Here is a 14,444-nt window from a genome sequence, read left to right as displayed (position 1 = left end):
GCCGGCTCCTCGGCCGGTGAATCCTTGACCGGTCAATGGCGTAAACATCCCCAGAATTCGGGCATTGCGCATCAGGGAGGTGGCGATGCCGACGAAAGAACAGGTGCTGCGGTTGCTGTCGCGGGGACACGACTACGCGGAGATTGCCGAGCTGCTCGGCATCCCCGCCGGCCAGGCCTACCTCATCGCGACCGGCGTGGCGGCCGACGGCGGGGACACCGTCACCCGCGCCCAGCGGGACCGGGCCGGCATGCTGCCCTCGCGCAGCCAGCGGCTGGTGAACCCGCGCGAGGTCAGCCCCTCCGCCCGCGGCGACGTCCATGAATGGATCCGCAGGCGGGCATGGGGTGATTCGCCCATGCAGGCCGCCGCAGAGGCCGGCTCGTGAATCCCCTGGACCGGCTGCGGTCGTGGCCGGTGCTGCGCCAGCTGGCCGACACCGACCCGCTGGGCCGTGGAGCCGCCGTCAAATCCTCAGGAAGCAGGGCTCTCCAGCCCCGCACGGCGACCGCCGACCGCGTCGTCAAGTCGATCTGTCCCTACTGCGCGGTCGGCTGCGCGCAGAACGTCTACGTGAAAGACGAGAAGGTGGTGCAGGTCGAGGGCGACCCCGACTCGCCGGTCAGCCGGGGCAGGCTCTGCCCCAAGGGCGCGGCCAGCCTGCAGCTCACCACCGGCTCCGGCCGCTTGCACAAGGTGCTGTACCGGCCGCCGTACGGGCGGGACTGGCAGGAACTCGACCTGGACCGGGCGCTGGACATGGTGGCCGACCGGATCATCGCCACCCGCCGGGACACCTGGGAGTGGGAGTCCGCCGGCCGGCGCACCGCGCGCACCCTGGGCATCGCCGCCCTGGGCGGCGCCACCCTGGACAACGAGGAGAACTACCTCATCAAGAAGCTGCTGACCGCGCTGGGCGTGGTGCAGATCGAGAACCAGGCCCGGGTCTGCCACAGCTCGACGGTCGTCGCGCTGGGCACGTCGTTCGGGCGGGGCGGCGCCACCACGTTCATGCAGGACCTGCAGCACTCCGACTGCATCGTCATCGAAGGGTCCAACTTCGCCGAGGCGCACCCGGTGGGCTTCCAGTGGGTGATGGAGGCCAAGGCGAGAGGCGCGGTCGTCATCCACGTCGACCCCCGCTTCACCCGTACCAGCGCGCTGGCAGACCTGCACGTGCCCATCCGCGCCGGGACCGACGTGGCCTTCATCGGCGGCATCATCAACCACGTTCTGAGCAACGACCTGTACTTCCGCGAGTTCGTGGTCAACTACACCAACGCGACGACCCTCATCAACGAGGACTACCGCGACACCGAGGACCTCGACGGGCTGTTCTCCGGGTTCGACCCCGGCACCGGCCACTACGACTTCGACACCTGGCAGTACGAGGGCATGCGGGCGGTGCCGGTCTCGGGCGAGCGCGACGTGGACCACGAGCGCCGCACGCGGGGCGGCGCATCCATCCGCCGGTCGGGACACGGCGAGACGCACGGCAGCGGCGGACCCTCGCTGGAGGGCACCCCGCACACCGACCCCACGATGCGGGACCCGCGCTGCGTCCTGCAGATCCTCAAGCGGCACTACGCCCGCTACACCCCCGAGATGGTCGAGCGCACCTGCGGGATCCCGCAGGACCTGTTCGCGCAGGTCTGCCGGCACCTGGTGGAGAACTCCGGCCCGGAACGGACCGCGGAGTTCGTCTACGCGGTCGGCTGGACCCAGCACACCGACGGCTCCCAGTTCATCCGCGCGGCCTGCGTCCTGCAGCTGCTGCTGGGCAACATGGGCCGGCCCGGCGGCGGCATCCAGGCGTTGCGCGGGCACGCCAACATCCAGGGCTCCAGCGACATCCCGACCCTGTTCAACCTGCTGCCCGGCTACATCCCGATGCCGCACGCCCACCAGCACGAGAACATCGACGACTTCCTGCGGGCCGACGCCGCGCACAAGGGGTTCTGGGCCGACATGCCGGCCTACCTGGTCAGCCTGCTCAAGGCGTGGTGGGGACCGGCGGCCCGGCCCGACAACGAGTTCTGCTTCGGCCACCTTCCCCGGCTCACGGGCGGTCACTCGACGTACGACACCGTCATGGAGCAGCTGAAGGGCGTGTGCAAGGGATACCTGCTGTTCGGCGAGAACCCCGCGGTCGGGTCGGCCAACGCCAAGATGCAGCGCCTGGGCATGGCCAACCTGGACTGGCTGGTCGTACGCGACTTCAGCCTGATCGAGAGCGCCACCTGGTGGCAGGACGGCCCGGAGATCGAGACGGGCGAATTGAAGACCGAGGACATCGGCACGGAGGTCTTCTTCTTCCCCGCGGCCGCGCACACCGAGAAGACGGGCAGCTTCACCAACACCAACCGCATGGTCCAGTGGCACTACCAGGCCGTCGAACCCGAGGGCGAGGCCCGCAGCGACCTGTGGTTCCTCTACCACCTGGGCCGCGTCATCCGCCGCAAGCTGAGCGGGTCGCAGGACCCCATGGACGCCCCCATCCTCGACCTGACCTGGGACTATCCCACGGAGGGCAGCCTCGGCGAGCCGGTCGCCGAGGCCGTGCTGGCCGAGGTCAACGGCTGGGACGCCACCGGGCGCCCGCTGTCGGCCTACACCGAGCTCAAGGACGACGGCTCGACGGCCTGCGGCTGCTGGATCTACTGCGGCATCTACGCGGGCGGCGTCAACCAGGCGGCCCGCCGCAAGCCCGCCGAGGAGCAGAACTGGATCGCGGGTGAATGGGCCTGGTCGTGGCCGGCGAACCGGCGGCTGCTCTACAACCGCGCGTCGGCCGACCCGGAGGGCAGGCCGTGGAGCGCGCGCAAGGCACTGGTCTGGTGGGACGCGGCGGAGGGACGGTGGACGGGCTACGACGTGCCCGACTTCCCGCCGGACAAGGCGCCGGGCTACCGGCCGGCCGAGGACGCGACCGGCAGCGACGCGCTGTCCGGCACCGACCCGTTCATCATGCAGGCCGACGGCAAGGGCTGGCTGTACGCCCCCGCCGGGCTGGTGGACGGCCCGCTGCCGACGCACTACGAGCCGCAGGACTCCCCGGTCGCCAACCCGCTGCACGGCCGCCAGCGCAGCCCCGCCCGGCTCGTCTACGCGCACGAGCACAACCGCTACCACCCCAGCGGCTCCGAGCCGGGCGCGGACGTCTATCCGTACGTCGTCACCACCTACCGGCTGACCGAGCACTTCACCGCCGGCGGGATGAGCCGCAACACGCCGTACCTCGCCGAGTTGCAGCCGGAGATGTTCTGCGAGGTCTCGCCGGAGCTCGCGGCCGAGCGCGGCCTCATCCACGGCGGCTGGGCCACCATCATCACCGCGCGCAACGCCATCGAGGCAAGGGTGCTGGTCACCCACCGCATCGCGCCGCTGCGCGGCGACGGCAAGGTGGTGCACCACATCGGCCTGCCGTTCCACTGGGGGCCCAACGGCCACGTCCGGGGGGACGCCGCGAACGAGCTGTCCTCGATCATCCTGGACCCGAACTCCCACATCCAGGAGGTCAAGGCCATGTCCGCGGACATCCGCCCGGGCCGCCGGCCGCGCGGGCCCGCACTCGTCGACCTGGTCCGCGCCTACCAGCGCCGGGCCGGCATCACCGACCACACCGGTACGGAGAAGTGAGCCGATGACCCTTCTGGAACCCGACGATCCGGCCACCTCCTCCGGCTACGCCGACCATCCCGAGCGCATGGGGTTCTTCACCGACACCAGCGTGTGCATCGGCTGCAAGGCGTGCGAGGTGGCCTGCAAGGAGTGGAACCACGTACCCGAGGACCTGCTCGGCTTCACCGGCATGTCGTTCGACAACACCGCCGGGCTGGGCGCGAACACCTGGCGCCACGTGGCCTTCGTCGAGCAGCCCCGGCGCCTGGGCCGGCAGGAGTCCGGGCTCGTCGCCGCCGACCTGCCGGCCGGGACCGTCGAGGCGGCGCGCGACCGCACGCCGGCCTCGCTCGGCCTGCCGTCGCACGACGGGGCCACGGGGAGCGCCTCGGACATGGAGTTCCGCTGGCTGATGGCCTCCGACGTCTGCAAGCACTGCACGCACGCCGCCTGCCTGGACGTCTGCCCGACCGGCTCGCTGTTCCGCACCGAGTTCGGCACGGTGGTGGTGCAGGAGGATATCTGCAACGGGTGCGGCTACTGCGTGCCCGCCTGCCCGTACGGCGTCATCGCCAAGCGGGAGGACGACGGCCGGGTCTGGAAGTGCACGCTCTGCTACGACCGGCTGACCGTCGGGCAGGAGCCGGCCTGCGCCAAGAGCTGCCCGACCGACTCCATCCAGTTCGGCGAGCTCGGCGAACTGCGCGAGCGGGCGGCCCGCAGGGTCGAGCAGCTCCACGAGGCGGGCGTGGAGTCCGCGCGGCTCTACGGCCACGACCCGGGCGACGGCGTCGGCGGCACCGGGGCGTTCTTCCTGCTGCTGGATGAGCCCGAGGTGTACGGCCTGCCGCCCGACCCCGTGGTGACGACCCGTGACCTGCCCGCCATGTGGCGGCACGTCGCCGTCGCCGCCACCGCGCTGCTGACCGTCGCCGCCGCCGTCACCTGGGGGAGCCGGACATGAACGCCCACGACAGCAGCCAGACCGACGTCCGCCTGGACGACTCGCCCGAGCTGCGCCCCGAACGGGAGGCCACCGTCGGGTCGGCCGGCCGCCGGCGGCGCCCGCAACGCGGCGAGCGTCTCATGGTGCCCGACGCCGAGTTCCGGTCCTACTACGGCCGGCCGGTCCTGCAGGAGACCCCGTGGCAGGCACCCGACATCGCCGGATACCTGTTCCTCGGCGGCCTGGCCGGGGCGTCGTCCGTACTGGCCGCCACCGCCGAGCTTTCCGGCAGGCCCAGGCTGGCGCGGGCGTGCAAGACCGGCGCGTTGTGCGCGCTCGGCGGTTCCCTGTACGCCCTGATCCACGATCTCGGACGGCCGCAACGGTTCCTCTACATGCTGCGCACGTTCAAGGTCACCTCGCCGATGAGCGTCGGCACCTGGATCCTCACCGCGTACGGCCCGCAGGCCGGCCTGGCCGCGGCGACCGCCGTGACCGGGCTGTTCCCGCGCCTGGGCCGCGCCGCCACCATGGGAGCCGGCCTGACCGGCGGCGCCGTCGCCACCTACACGGCCGCCCTGGTCGCCAACACCGCCGTGCCCGCCTGGCATGACGGCCACCGGGAGCTGCCGTACCTGTTCGCCGGGTCGGCCGCGGCCTCGGCGGGTGGCCTCGGCATGCTCGCGGCACCGCTCGCCGAGGCCGGCCCCGCCCGCCGCCTGGCCCTGGCCGGCGCGGTCGCCGAATACGCCGCCGCCAAGCGCATGGAACGCCGCATGGGGCCGGTCGCCGAACCGTTGAAGCGCGGCCCGGGCGGCCTGCTGCTGCGCCTCGGGACGGGGCTGTCCCTGTCCGGCGCGGCTGCCGGGATCCTCCTCGGCCGCCGCGACCGGAGAGCGGCGGTGGCCGCCGGCGCGGCCCTGCTGGCGGGCGCGATCTGCACCAGGTTCGGCATCTTCCACGCGGGCCTGGACTCCTCGCGCGACCCCGCCTACACCGTCGAACCCCAGCGCGCCCGGCTCAGTCACCCTTCGCAGGCCCCGTCCTGACTCGCAGGCCCCGTCCTGACGTCCTGATCGGCCGCCTGGAGATCACGTCCCCGGTCCGTGGTCAGCGGAGGCTGCTCGTGTGGAGCAGGACGTCAAGGTGCTGTTGCACGACGGGCCGGGCGTCGTAGGCGACCTTCTTCACATCCGCGTTCGTGCCTTCACGCAACTGCTTCTCGATGGCTTCGAGGGTCTGGCGGTGGCCGGTGATCTGAGAGGCCACCCATGCCTTGTCGAAGCTCTCGCCGCTCTTGGTCGTCACCTGGGCGAGTGCGGAGCGCTGCTGGGGGTTCGGTTCGCCCGGCAGCTCCACGCCGGCTCGGTCGGCCTCCTGCATGACGGCGCTGTCGAGGTTGGTATGGTCCCTGACCAGCATCGCGGCCACGGCGCGGACCTCTTGCTTGGTGGCGTTGGCGGCGGCGTGTCCGGCCTGGATCTCGGCCAGGTTGCCTTGGTGCGCCTGCACCAGGAAGGCGCGGTCCTGATCGCTGACCTTGGGTGCGGTGACCGCGCCCGCGGCCACGAGAGGCGCTACCGCTGCGACCGCGATCGTGATCATCATTCGTCTGGCCATCGAACCCTCCACCAGTCAGTTCATCAGGGCCCTCAAGTGCCCTGGGCCGGTGAGGTGAATCGCCGTGCCGACCGGCTGGGAGCTTTCGTGGCGGAGTCTTGGAAATGAGCAGCCGACGCTCGGGAAAAATCACACTGTGCTAGAGACTGTGCCAAGCGGTAACCGTTCGCCGGTGCACGACGCCACAGCCGAACTTTGTTACACGAAATCAGATTCGTCACAGAATCTTCGGGTAAGAGGATGAAGAGTTGGAGAATCCAAGAGCATGTCCGCATCGGAAGATCGCCCATCGACGTGGACGTTCCTCACCCATCACGCCCGCGTGCTGGTGGAGATCGCCCGCGACCCAGCCGTACGGCTCCGTGACATCGCCGACAAGATCGGCATCACCGAGCGGGCGGTGCAGAACATCGTCTCCGATCTCTACGAGGCGGGCTACCTGGCTCGGGAACGGATCGGCCGGCGCAACCGCTACAGCCTCAACCTGGACCAGCACTTCCGCTATCCGACCGAGGCCGATCTGCCCATCGGCCTGCTGATCGGCATCCTCATCGGCCGCGACCTGCCGGGCACTCCCGGTGGCCTGGAGCCGACACCGGCAGGAGAGCAGGGCACCCGAAGTGACGTACGAAACGGACCCGGAGAAACCTGAACGCGGGTTTCACTAGGAGGGAGGCGAAGTGTGAGCTTGGCGATCGAAGTCATCCCCGTGACCGACGCCGTCATCGAGATCAAGGTGGCCGGCGAACTCGACGCCACCAACGCTTCCGAGCTGGCCGCCATCTTGCAGCGGCTGCAGGAGGGCGGGCACCACTACGCCATCATGGGGACAGCGCACCTGGAGTTCTGCGATGTGGCCGGCATGCGGACCCTGGTGACCGCCCATCGGGCGCTGGAGGCCGCAGGGGGCGGCCTGGTCATCGTCGAACCCCGGCCCTACCTGCGCCGGTTGATCAGCTTGGCGGAGCGGTTCGGCGCGATCGGGTTGCGCTCGTATCCGACGCTCGGGCAGGCCGTCGCCGCGTACCACTACCCTGGCGCCGGCCCGCCGGCACCGGTGGCGCGGCACCTGCCGCGCCTGCGCGCCCTGCGCCGTCCCGGCCAGCAGTCCCTTAGCACCGCGCGCCGCGCCGGCGGCACTCCGGCCTCGCGGATGCGCGAATCCGTGGTCGTCGTCCCGCCCGGCGTAGCCCTGGACGATGCGCTGCTGCGGGCCGGCCGGTTGCGCGAGCGGGCGGCCGCGCTGCTCGGCAGCCTTGAACACCAGCTCGACCTGGCACGCCGGTCAATCGCGCGGCTTGCCCAGAACCGCCGCAGCATCACCCGGTTGCGCGGCGCGCGGGCCTCCGCCGTTCCGTTCGTGGAGACGGCACCGGGGAACGACGGCGATCGCTGACCGACCGGGGTTCAGCCGAAGGTCGGTGGGCCCCCATCGGATCTGGAACGCCGCACGCTGAACACCACCAGGTACGCGCCAGAAGCCAGCGCCACGACGGCGGGCAGGATGGCCAGCGGCAGCTGACCGGCCACCACGGCCAGCACGGCCAGGACGACTCCGACCAGCAACCCCAAGGCCGCCGCCAGCAGGCGGACACCCATCATCGTCGGGGGTGGCGGCGCCTTCGACCACCTGGCCGGGCCACCACCACGGACGCCCGGTACGCCGGTGTCGCTCACCGGCCCGTCCTCATCGGCACGCGGCGGATTCCGCAGCACGGGAGCGAAGAACTCGTCGTCAGGATCGTCATGTCGAGCGTTCATCGCGTTCACCTCTCAACCACGAGCCCTGCCCCGCGAACTCCGCGTCTCTTCCGCCAGGCGGCTACGCCGGTGGTTCGGGCTCGCTGGTGGCGCGGAAGCCGGCGGTCTTGTGGGAACCGTCACAGTACGGCTTGACCGACGACAAGCCGCAACGGCACAGCGCCACCGTCGCCCGGCCGGCGTCGATCCGCTCCCCGCTCTGGGTGAGCAACTCGAAAGGTCCGCGCAGAAGCAGCGGGCCGTCCTCGCAGGGTGTCACGGTGACCACTTCTCGCATGCCTCCCACCTGCCCGTGACACGGCCTGCCTATCCTCCCGCCGCCATCGGGATGATCGCCGTTTACTCATCCCGTCGCGGGTATGGGGGGTGAACCGTATCGAACCGATCACTGCGTGGAGGCCGCCGTATGCGGGCCGTTGTCGTCAATTGCACGCTGAAGTCGGCGCCCGAACCGTCGAACACGGAGACGCCGGCCGATGTGGTCGCCGGCGAACCACGCGCGCGGGGAGTCGGGATCACGACATACCGGGTAGTGGACGAGAACATCCTGCCCGGGGTGCAGACCGACATGGGGCAGGGCGACGGCTGGCCGAGGATCCACCGCAGCCTGCTCGATGCCGAGATCCCCATTGTCGCCACCCCCACCTGGGTGGGACACCCGTCGTCGCCGGCCCAGCGGGTGATCGAGCGGATGGACGCGATCCTGGACTCCGAACAGGGGCGCGACTGGTCCCACAAGACCGCCCGCGCGATGGCCTCCAACCTGTACGCCGTCGCGGAGGCGCTGGCAGCCCAGCCGGTGCCGGCCCCGCCGGAGTAGGCCGCCGTGGTTCACCTCAAGGCTTCACAGCCCGGAAGCCCCCGCGTGAGCGTGGTCGTGGCCACCCGCGACCGCCGGGCTGACCTCGCCCGCTCACTGCCGCGCCATGAGGGTCCGGTCATCCTGGTCGACAACGGCTCCACCGACGGGACCCCGGAATTCGTCCGCCGGAGCTTCCCCGACGTCACCGTCGTCACAGCCGGCAGGAACCTGGGCGCCCCGGCACGCAACCTCGGAGTGGAGCTGGCGACGACGCCGTACGTGGCCTTCGCCGACGACGACTCCTGGTGGGCGCCGGGTGCGTTGCGGCGCGCCGCCGAGGTGCTGGACGCGCATCCCCGCCTGGCGGTGCTTGCCGCACGCATGCTGGTCGGCCCGGAAGAGCGGCTCGACCCGATCTGCACCGCCATGGCCACCGCCCCGCTCGGCACGGCTCCCACCCTGCCCGGCCCCGCCATCCTGGGCTTCCTCGCCTGCGGCGCGGTGGTCAGGCGGGAGGCGTTCCTGGCGGCCGGGGGGTTCGACGAGGTGGTCTTCTTCCAGGGTGAAGAGGAACGCCTGGCGCTCGACCTGGCCGCGGCGGGCTGGGGACTGGCCTACGTCGAGGAGATCGTCGCCCACCATCACCCGTCCCCGGTCCGGGACGGGAGCCACCGGCAGGCACTTTCCGCCCGTAACGCGGTGCTCACCGCGGTGTTGCGCAGGCCATGGCCGATGGTGGCTCGCGCGGTGCTGCACGCCGTACGTGCTGGCAAGCACAGCCGCCGGGGCCTGCGCGACACGCTTCCCCGGCTGCCTCGTGCCCTGGCGAACCGGCGTCGCCTTCCCAAGGCCGTCGAGACCGCCCGCAGATCCCTGGACCTCCCGCGACCGTCACCGGCTCCCATCGACTAGCCATACGTACGACGCCGCCGCGCCGCGTGTGCGGAGCGTGGGAGCCGTCCCGGCGGACGTGGTGCTCATGGGCCGATGCGATAGGGGCGCATCATCTCGTTGTCCTCGTGTTCGAGGATGTGGCAGTGCCAGACGAACAGGCCGGGCCGGTCGAAGGTGGCCTTGATCCGGGTGATCTGATTCGGGTAGGCGATGACGGTGTCCTTGAAGCCGCGTTCCCAGGTCTCCGGCGGCCGGGCGGAGCCGTGGAACGGCCGGCGGTCGACGACCTGGAACGGCACCTCGTGAACGTGGATCGGATGGGCGTCCATGGTGAAGTTGTGGATCTCCCACGTCTCGGTGGCGCCGACGGCCGGGTTCTCGGTGATGGGATCGGACCACATTTTCGCCGTGCCGCCTTTCTCCAGGGTGCCCAGGAGCGCGACCGCCGGTCCCACGCCGGCCACGCTCTTCGAGGCCCGCTCCAGCAGCGCCACCTGACGGGTCACACTCGCCGTACCGAACGGGGTGAGGGTGGGCAGCGTGAGCTCTGCCGGTGGCACCGTGCGGTCCGGTGCCGTCAACGGGCCGACCGCGAACTTCAGGACCTGCCCTGTGGTCGCGGGGTCGGCCGGGGTCGCGGCGCGCTGGCCGCGGAAGGGTCCGTCGGGGGCTTCGTTGACCAGGTACAGCTCCGTCCCCGGACGTACGCCGGTGAAGTCGGCGATCACGTCGGCGCGTTCCGCCGGGGCCAGCAGGATCTCCCCGAGTTCGATCGGCGCGGGCAGGAACCCTCCGTCTGATCCGAGCTGCCAGAAGGGCAGGGCGGCGGACGCGGGCCGGCGAGCCAGCGGATTCGTGACGATCTTCAAGGCGAGGAAGCGGCTGTTGCACCCGTTGAGGAACCGGAACCGGTAGCGGCGTGGCTGGACCGCCAGATACGGCCAGGTACGGCCGTTGACCATCATGGTGGTGCCGTAGAACTCGGGGTTCCAGATGGGCGATATATCACTGTGGGGAATGTACGGTCCGGCGAACCGGTCGAACTGCCTGCGACTCGCCGGGTAGAAGAGCGAGCCGTCGGCCGCGAACGTCCTGTCCTGGATGACTATCGGTATCTCGTATACGCCTTGGCCGCCCGCCGCTCCAGAGGCGGTGGCGGGACCCGGTAGGAGGCCCGGCGCGAGGTCGCCCGGCCCGCCGCGCAGCAGGTAGAAGCCGGCCAGCCCGGCGTAGACGTTCAGCCGGGTGATGCCGAGCGTGTGGTCGTGGAACCACATGGTCGCGGCCCGTTGGTCGTTGTCGTAGTGGAAGACCGCCGATCCCGGGCTCCAGGAGCGCTCGTGCTGGTCGGTGAAGGAAGCGGCGAAATCGGCGTACTGCGATCCCTCGGTGGCATACCCGTCCGGGATGTCGCGTGCCGCGGGCAGGAACCACGCCTCGGGATGGCCGTCGCTGTGGTCGAAGTTGTGTCCGCCGTGCAGGTGCGTGACGATCGGGACCGGCCCGGGGTAACGGCCCGGTGTGGTGGTGAAGGCGGGACGCGAGTCGCGTCTGGCCCTTCCGCCGGGTGGGTTGGCCCAGTGCAGTGTCGGGTCCACCGGCAGGGGATGGGGAAGGGCCCTCTGCCGGCCGTCGACCAGCTCGTTCACCCACTTGACCCGTACCGGACGGCCGACTCTGGCCTCCATGGTGAGGGCCGGGCTGCCGAAGCTCCGTGGTCTCCCCACCGCTCCATAGCCCAGTACCGTCGTGGCCGGGCTGCCGGGCGGCAGGATCTGCAGCCGGAGCCGCCGTACGCCGATCACGTACCGGTCGGCCGGGCCCTCCTTGGAGGCGGCCGGCATGACGGAGGGCACCGGCAGGGGGACGACGTACTTGGCGATGGACGCGGGATTCATCAGGCCGCTTCGGAGCACCGGGCGAGAGGTGAGGAGGACGACTCCACCGGCCCCGGCCCTCAGGAACCCCCGTCTCGTGACCATCCCTACCTCCTGCTCAAGGCGGGGGCCAAGAGAACTCCGCTCGCGGCAGGCAAAGCGCCTGACAGGTGCTATATGCCCCGCGTGAGCGGTCAGTGGGGCCCTTTGCGGTGATTGGGACTTTTCTGGCCCTTGGAGAGAACAACCCGAAGGGGTGACATCTTTGGGAGACGGCAGGCCGGGGAGATCATGTCAGGAACGCCGATCCCCACCAGCACAATCCAGCGGCACGCCAGGAGCCCGGGTCACGCTTATTCGAAGAGGGATGGGTCGCCCGTGCCCCGGCGCAGGATCTCGGGCTCGTCCTGCGAGAGGTCGATGACGGTCGTCGGGGTGGCGCCGCATTCGCCGGCGTCGATGACGGCGTCCACCACGTAGTCGAGCCTTTCCTTGATCTCCCAGCCCTGGGTCATGGCTTCGGTCTCGTCGGGGAGCAGCAGGGTGCTCGACAGCAGCGGCTCGCCGAGTTCGTCCAGCAGCGCCTGCGGGACAACATGATCAGGAATCCGGACGCCGACCGTCTTCTTCCGGGGATGCAGCAACCGCCGCGGCACCTCCTTGGTCGCGGGCAGAATGAACGTGTAACCGCCCGGAGTCGCCGCCTTGACCAGCCGGAACACCGCATTGCTCACATGAACGAACTGGCCGATCTGGGCGAAGTCCCTGCAGATCAGAGTGAAGTGGTGGTCGCTGCCGAGCCTGCGGATCTCCCTGATCCGCTCGATGCCCTCCTTGTTGCCCAGCCGGCACCCCAGGGCGTAGCACGAGTCGGTCGGATATGCGATCAGCCCGTCCGAACGCAGGAGATCGACGACCTGACTGATCAGGCGAGGCTGGGGATTGTCCGGATGCAAATCAAAGTACTTGGCCACACCTGGGATCTTAGGAGCGAACCACCTCAGCACATGACACGCGCCCTACTCGCCGGGATGCCACCATGCGGATCATGTGTACCCGGCTGCGCGCGATCGCACGAGACACGGTCGCCACCGTCCAACGCGGTGGTTACACGTTGCCAGGCGGCCGGTGGGTATATCTCGCGGACGACGTGGCGCATGCCGTGGCGAGCACTCGGCTCTACCTTCCCGAGGAGGACCTCGGCACGGGGCATCGGCGTTGTACGCCGACCTACACCGCATTCGCCCGCGTCTTTCCAACGAGGAGAGCGCAGCCTCGTGGTAACGAAACGGCGCTGCCACAGGAGTTTCATAGCCTCCCGGTGGTTGGAAGGGACGTGCACGCCGGAGCCTCAGTCGCGCCCCCGGCCGACGCGGGGCAGGATCGGTATGGCGGCGAGCACCAGGAGGCCGCCCGCCAGCGGGATGCCCGCCGCGCCCACCGTGGCCAGCAGCACGCCGCCCAGCACCCCGCCGAGCGAGGCGCCGATGAACATCGCGCAGGTGGCCAGCGCCATCGCCTGCGCGGCGGCCCCGGGGGCTAAGGTGTACATCATCGACTGCAGAGGCGGGTTGACCGCCCACCCGGCCAGCGCCAAGAGGATCGCCGCGGCGCCGAGGACAGCGATGGGCATGCCGCCGGCCCAGGTCACCGCCGCGGTCGCCACGAGGAACACCGCGTATCCGGCGAAGGCGAGCAGGAGGGTACGGTGAGGGCCGATCCGGTCGGATCCGCGCCCGCCGAGCCAGGCCGCGACCGTGCCCGCGATGCCGTGAATCGTGAACAGCACCGACATCGCCTGGTAGTCGACGCCGCCCGCGGTACGGAAGATCGGGAACATGTAGGCGAGGAGCATCAGCCCGCCCGTACCGCTGATGATCAGGGCGATGACCACGCGCAGCACCGAGCTCTGGGTGAGCGGCGCGAGCTGGGCCCGCAGCCCCTCCCACGGCGGTGCCCCCACCTTGGGCACGGCGAAGGTCCCGACCAGCGCGATCAGCGCCAGCCCCGCGACGAACAGCATCGTGGCACGCCAGCCGTACTGACCGCCGATCCACGTCCCGATCGGCACGCCGAGCACGAGGGCGGCGGTGATGCCGGTGGTGACCAGGCTCAGGTAGCGCCCACGCCTGTCCTCGGGCGCGATCATCGCGGCGGAGGCCATCGCCGCGGGGGTGCTCGCCGCGGCGGCGAGCCCGCCGACGACCCGGAGCACGATCAGGATCCCGTACGAGGGGGCGAAGGCCGCGAGAACGTTCGCCACGACGAAGACGGCCAGCCCGGCGAACAACACGGGACGGCGGGGCAGCCGGGCCGTGGCCACCGCCATCAGCAGCGAGCCGAGGCCGAAGGCGATGGCGTAGGCCGTGACGAGCTGCCCGGCCAGCGGTTCGCCGACGCGCAGGTCGGTGGCGATGTCGGGCAGGACACCGGCGATCACCATGTCGCCGGTGGCGCCCGCGAACGTGGCCAGGGCCAGCGGCAGGGCACGGCTGATCGACGCGGTACCGGAGCCGGCCCGCGTGACGGATACGGCCATCAGACCGCCTTGCCCAGACCGAGGCCGCGTTCGATCTCCTCACCGTGCGCGGCAAGGCGCTCGCGCAGCCGGCTCAGCCGCTCGATGCGCTCGTCCAGGCTCTCCAGCCGGGCGCGTACGGTGGACAACGCCGACGCACAGGGAGGCTGGCGGCTCAGGGGCCGGTCCAGGCAGCCACGTTCCTTGAACTCCCGGATGTCTTCCACGGTGAGCGCGAGGTCCATCAGATCCTTGATGTTCACCGCGTGGATAGCGGCGAGTTCGTCGTACTCTCGGTAGCCGTTCTCGGCGCGGGCAGGCGACAACAGGCCCTGCTGCTCGTAGTAGCGCAAAGAGCGGGCGCTGACCCCGGTACGACGGGTGAGCTCGCCGATCCTCATCTCC

Annotated in this window: 15 protein-coding genes and 1 pseudogene; 9 read left to right on the top strand and 7 right to left on the bottom strand. The window is 70.5% G+C overall.

Going from position 1 to position 14,444, the window contains the following annotated elements; all coding sequences use genetic code 11:
- The first annotated feature begins 85 nt into the window (after positions 1-85).
- From BLS95_RS21675 to nrfD, 4 genes are read left to right on the top strand one after another with little or no spacing between them, the layout of a single operon-like run.
- Positions 86-388, top strand: coding sequence for a helix-turn-helix domain-containing protein (locus BLS95_RS21675; protein ID WP_143043820.1), 303 nt, complete (start codon positions 86-88; stop codon positions 386-388).
- The gene (gene fdh / locus BLS95_RS21670) at positions 385-3,639 is read left to right on the top strand and encodes a formate dehydrogenase (RefSeq protein WP_090933994.1); all 3,255 of its coding nucleotides are present in this window, start codon (positions 385-387) and stop codon (positions 3,637-3,639) included. Before BLS95_RS21675 ends, fdh begins: the two co-directional genes overlap by 4 nt.
- A gap of 4 nt (positions 3,640-3,643) precedes the next feature.
- Positions 3,644-4,585 carry a 4Fe-4S dicluster domain-containing protein gene (locus tag BLS95_RS21665; RefSeq protein WP_090933992.1) on the top strand — a complete coding sequence of 314 codons (942 nt, stop codon included), beginning with the start codon at positions 3,644-3,646 and terminating at the stop codon, positions 4,583-4,585.
- Complete coding sequence (gene nrfD / locus BLS95_RS21660; protein ID WP_090933990.1) at positions 4,582-5,616, top strand: NrfD/PsrC family molybdoenzyme membrane anchor subunit; 1,035 nt, start codon at positions 4,582-4,584, stop codon at positions 5,614-5,616. The genes BLS95_RS21665 and nrfD overlap by 4 nt, the downstream gene beginning before the upstream one ends.
- A 61-nt stretch (positions 5,617-5,677) precedes the next feature.
- Here nrfD and BLS95_RS21655 read toward each other — a convergent pair whose 3' ends face one another.
- The gene (locus BLS95_RS21655) at positions 5,678-6,187 is read right to left on the bottom strand and encodes a DUF4142 domain-containing protein (protein WP_143043819.1); all 510 of its coding nucleotides are present in this window, start codon (positions 6,185-6,187) and stop codon (positions 5,678-5,680) included.
- Between the two features lie 265 nt (positions 6,188-6,452).
- Between BLS95_RS21655 and BLS95_RS21650 the strand changes: the two genes are divergently transcribed.
- Both BLS95_RS21650 and BLS95_RS21645 read left to right on the top strand, forming a co-directional pair.
- Positions 6,453-6,839 carry a helix-turn-helix transcriptional regulator gene (locus BLS95_RS21650; protein ID WP_090933986.1) on the top strand — a complete coding sequence of 129 codons (387 nt, stop codon included), beginning with the start codon at positions 6,453-6,455 and terminating at the stop codon, positions 6,837-6,839.
- A gap of 30 nt (positions 6,840-6,869) precedes the next feature.
- Positions 6,870-7,583: an STAS domain-containing protein gene (locus tag BLS95_RS21645; protein ID WP_090933984.1), complete on the top strand. Its 714-nt coding sequence runs from the start codon at positions 6,870-6,872 to the stop codon at positions 7,581-7,583.
- An 11-nt stretch (positions 7,584-7,594) separates the two neighbouring features.
- Here the strand turns inward: BLS95_RS21645 and BLS95_RS21640 are convergent, their stop codons facing one another.
- Both BLS95_RS21640 and BLS95_RS21635 read right to left on the bottom strand, forming a co-directional pair.
- On the bottom strand, positions 7,595-7,948 hold the full coding sequence (locus tag BLS95_RS21640; RefSeq protein ID WP_090933982.1) for a hypothetical protein: 354 nt from the start codon (positions 7,946-7,948) through the stop codon (positions 7,595-7,597).
- 61 nt (positions 7,949-8,009) lie between these two features.
- A complete protein-coding gene (locus BLS95_RS21635) occupies positions 8,010-8,225 on the bottom strand; it encodes a CDGSH iron-sulfur domain-containing protein (RefSeq protein WP_090933980.1) in 216 nt (71 codons plus the stop codon).
- A gap of 129 nt (positions 8,226-8,354) precedes the next feature.
- On the opposite strand from BLS95_RS21635, the gene BLS95_RS21630 reads away from it, so the two are divergent.
- Both BLS95_RS21630 and BLS95_RS21625 read left to right on the top strand, forming a co-directional pair.
- Positions 8,355-8,768, top strand: a complete 414-nt coding sequence (locus BLS95_RS21630; RefSeq protein WP_090933978.1) for a flavodoxin family protein — start codon at positions 8,355-8,357, stop codon at positions 8,766-8,768.
- A gap of 45 nt (positions 8,769-8,813) precedes the next feature.
- The gene (locus BLS95_RS21625; RefSeq protein ID WP_245765194.1) at positions 8,814-9,662 is read left to right on the top strand and encodes a glycosyltransferase family 2 protein; all 849 of its coding nucleotides are present in this window, start codon (positions 8,814-8,816) and stop codon (positions 9,660-9,662) included.
- A 65-nt stretch (positions 9,663-9,727) separates the two neighbouring features.
- On the opposite strand, the gene BLS95_RS21620 is transcribed toward BLS95_RS21625, so the two are convergent.
- Positions 9,728-11,626, bottom strand: coding sequence for a multicopper oxidase family protein (locus BLS95_RS21620; RefSeq protein WP_090933974.1), 1,899 nt, complete (start codon positions 11,624-11,626; stop codon positions 9,728-9,730).
- A 248-nt stretch (positions 11,627-11,874) separates the two neighbouring features.
- Positions 11,875-12,495 (bottom strand): L-threonylcarbamoyladenylate synthase, encoded by a 621-nt coding sequence (locus BLS95_RS21615; RefSeq protein ID WP_090933972.1) that lies wholly within the window; start codon positions 12,493-12,495, stop codon positions 11,875-11,877.
- A gap of 65 nt (positions 12,496-12,560) precedes the next feature.
- Here BLS95_RS21615 and BLS95_RS60190 point away from each other — a divergent pair.
- Positions 12,561-12,710, top strand: a pseudogene (locus BLS95_RS60190) (poly(ADP-ribose) glycohydrolase domain-containing protein); the annotation flags it as partial.
- A gap of 162 nt (positions 12,711-12,872) precedes the next feature.
- Here BLS95_RS60190 and BLS95_RS21610 read toward each other — a convergent pair.
- Positions 12,873-14,060 (bottom strand): MFS transporter, encoded by a 1,188-nt coding sequence (locus tag BLS95_RS21610; RefSeq protein WP_090933971.1) that lies wholly within the window; start codon positions 14,058-14,060, stop codon positions 12,873-12,875.
- On the bottom strand, positions 14,060-14,440 hold the full coding sequence (locus BLS95_RS21605) for a MerR family DNA-binding transcriptional regulator (protein ID WP_090934097.1): 381 nt from the start codon (positions 14,438-14,440) through the stop codon (positions 14,060-14,062). Before BLS95_RS21605 ends, BLS95_RS21610 begins: the two co-directional genes overlap by 1 nt.
- Positions 14,441-14,444 lie beyond the last annotated feature (4 nt).

The sequence above is a fragment of the Nonomuraea jiangxiensis genome, assembly GCF_900099965.1.
Classification (GTDB): Bacteria; Actinomycetota; Actinomycetes; order Streptosporangiales; family Streptosporangiaceae; genus Nonomuraea; species Nonomuraea jiangxiensis.
This window is presented reverse-complemented; position numbering and strand designations above follow the sequence as displayed.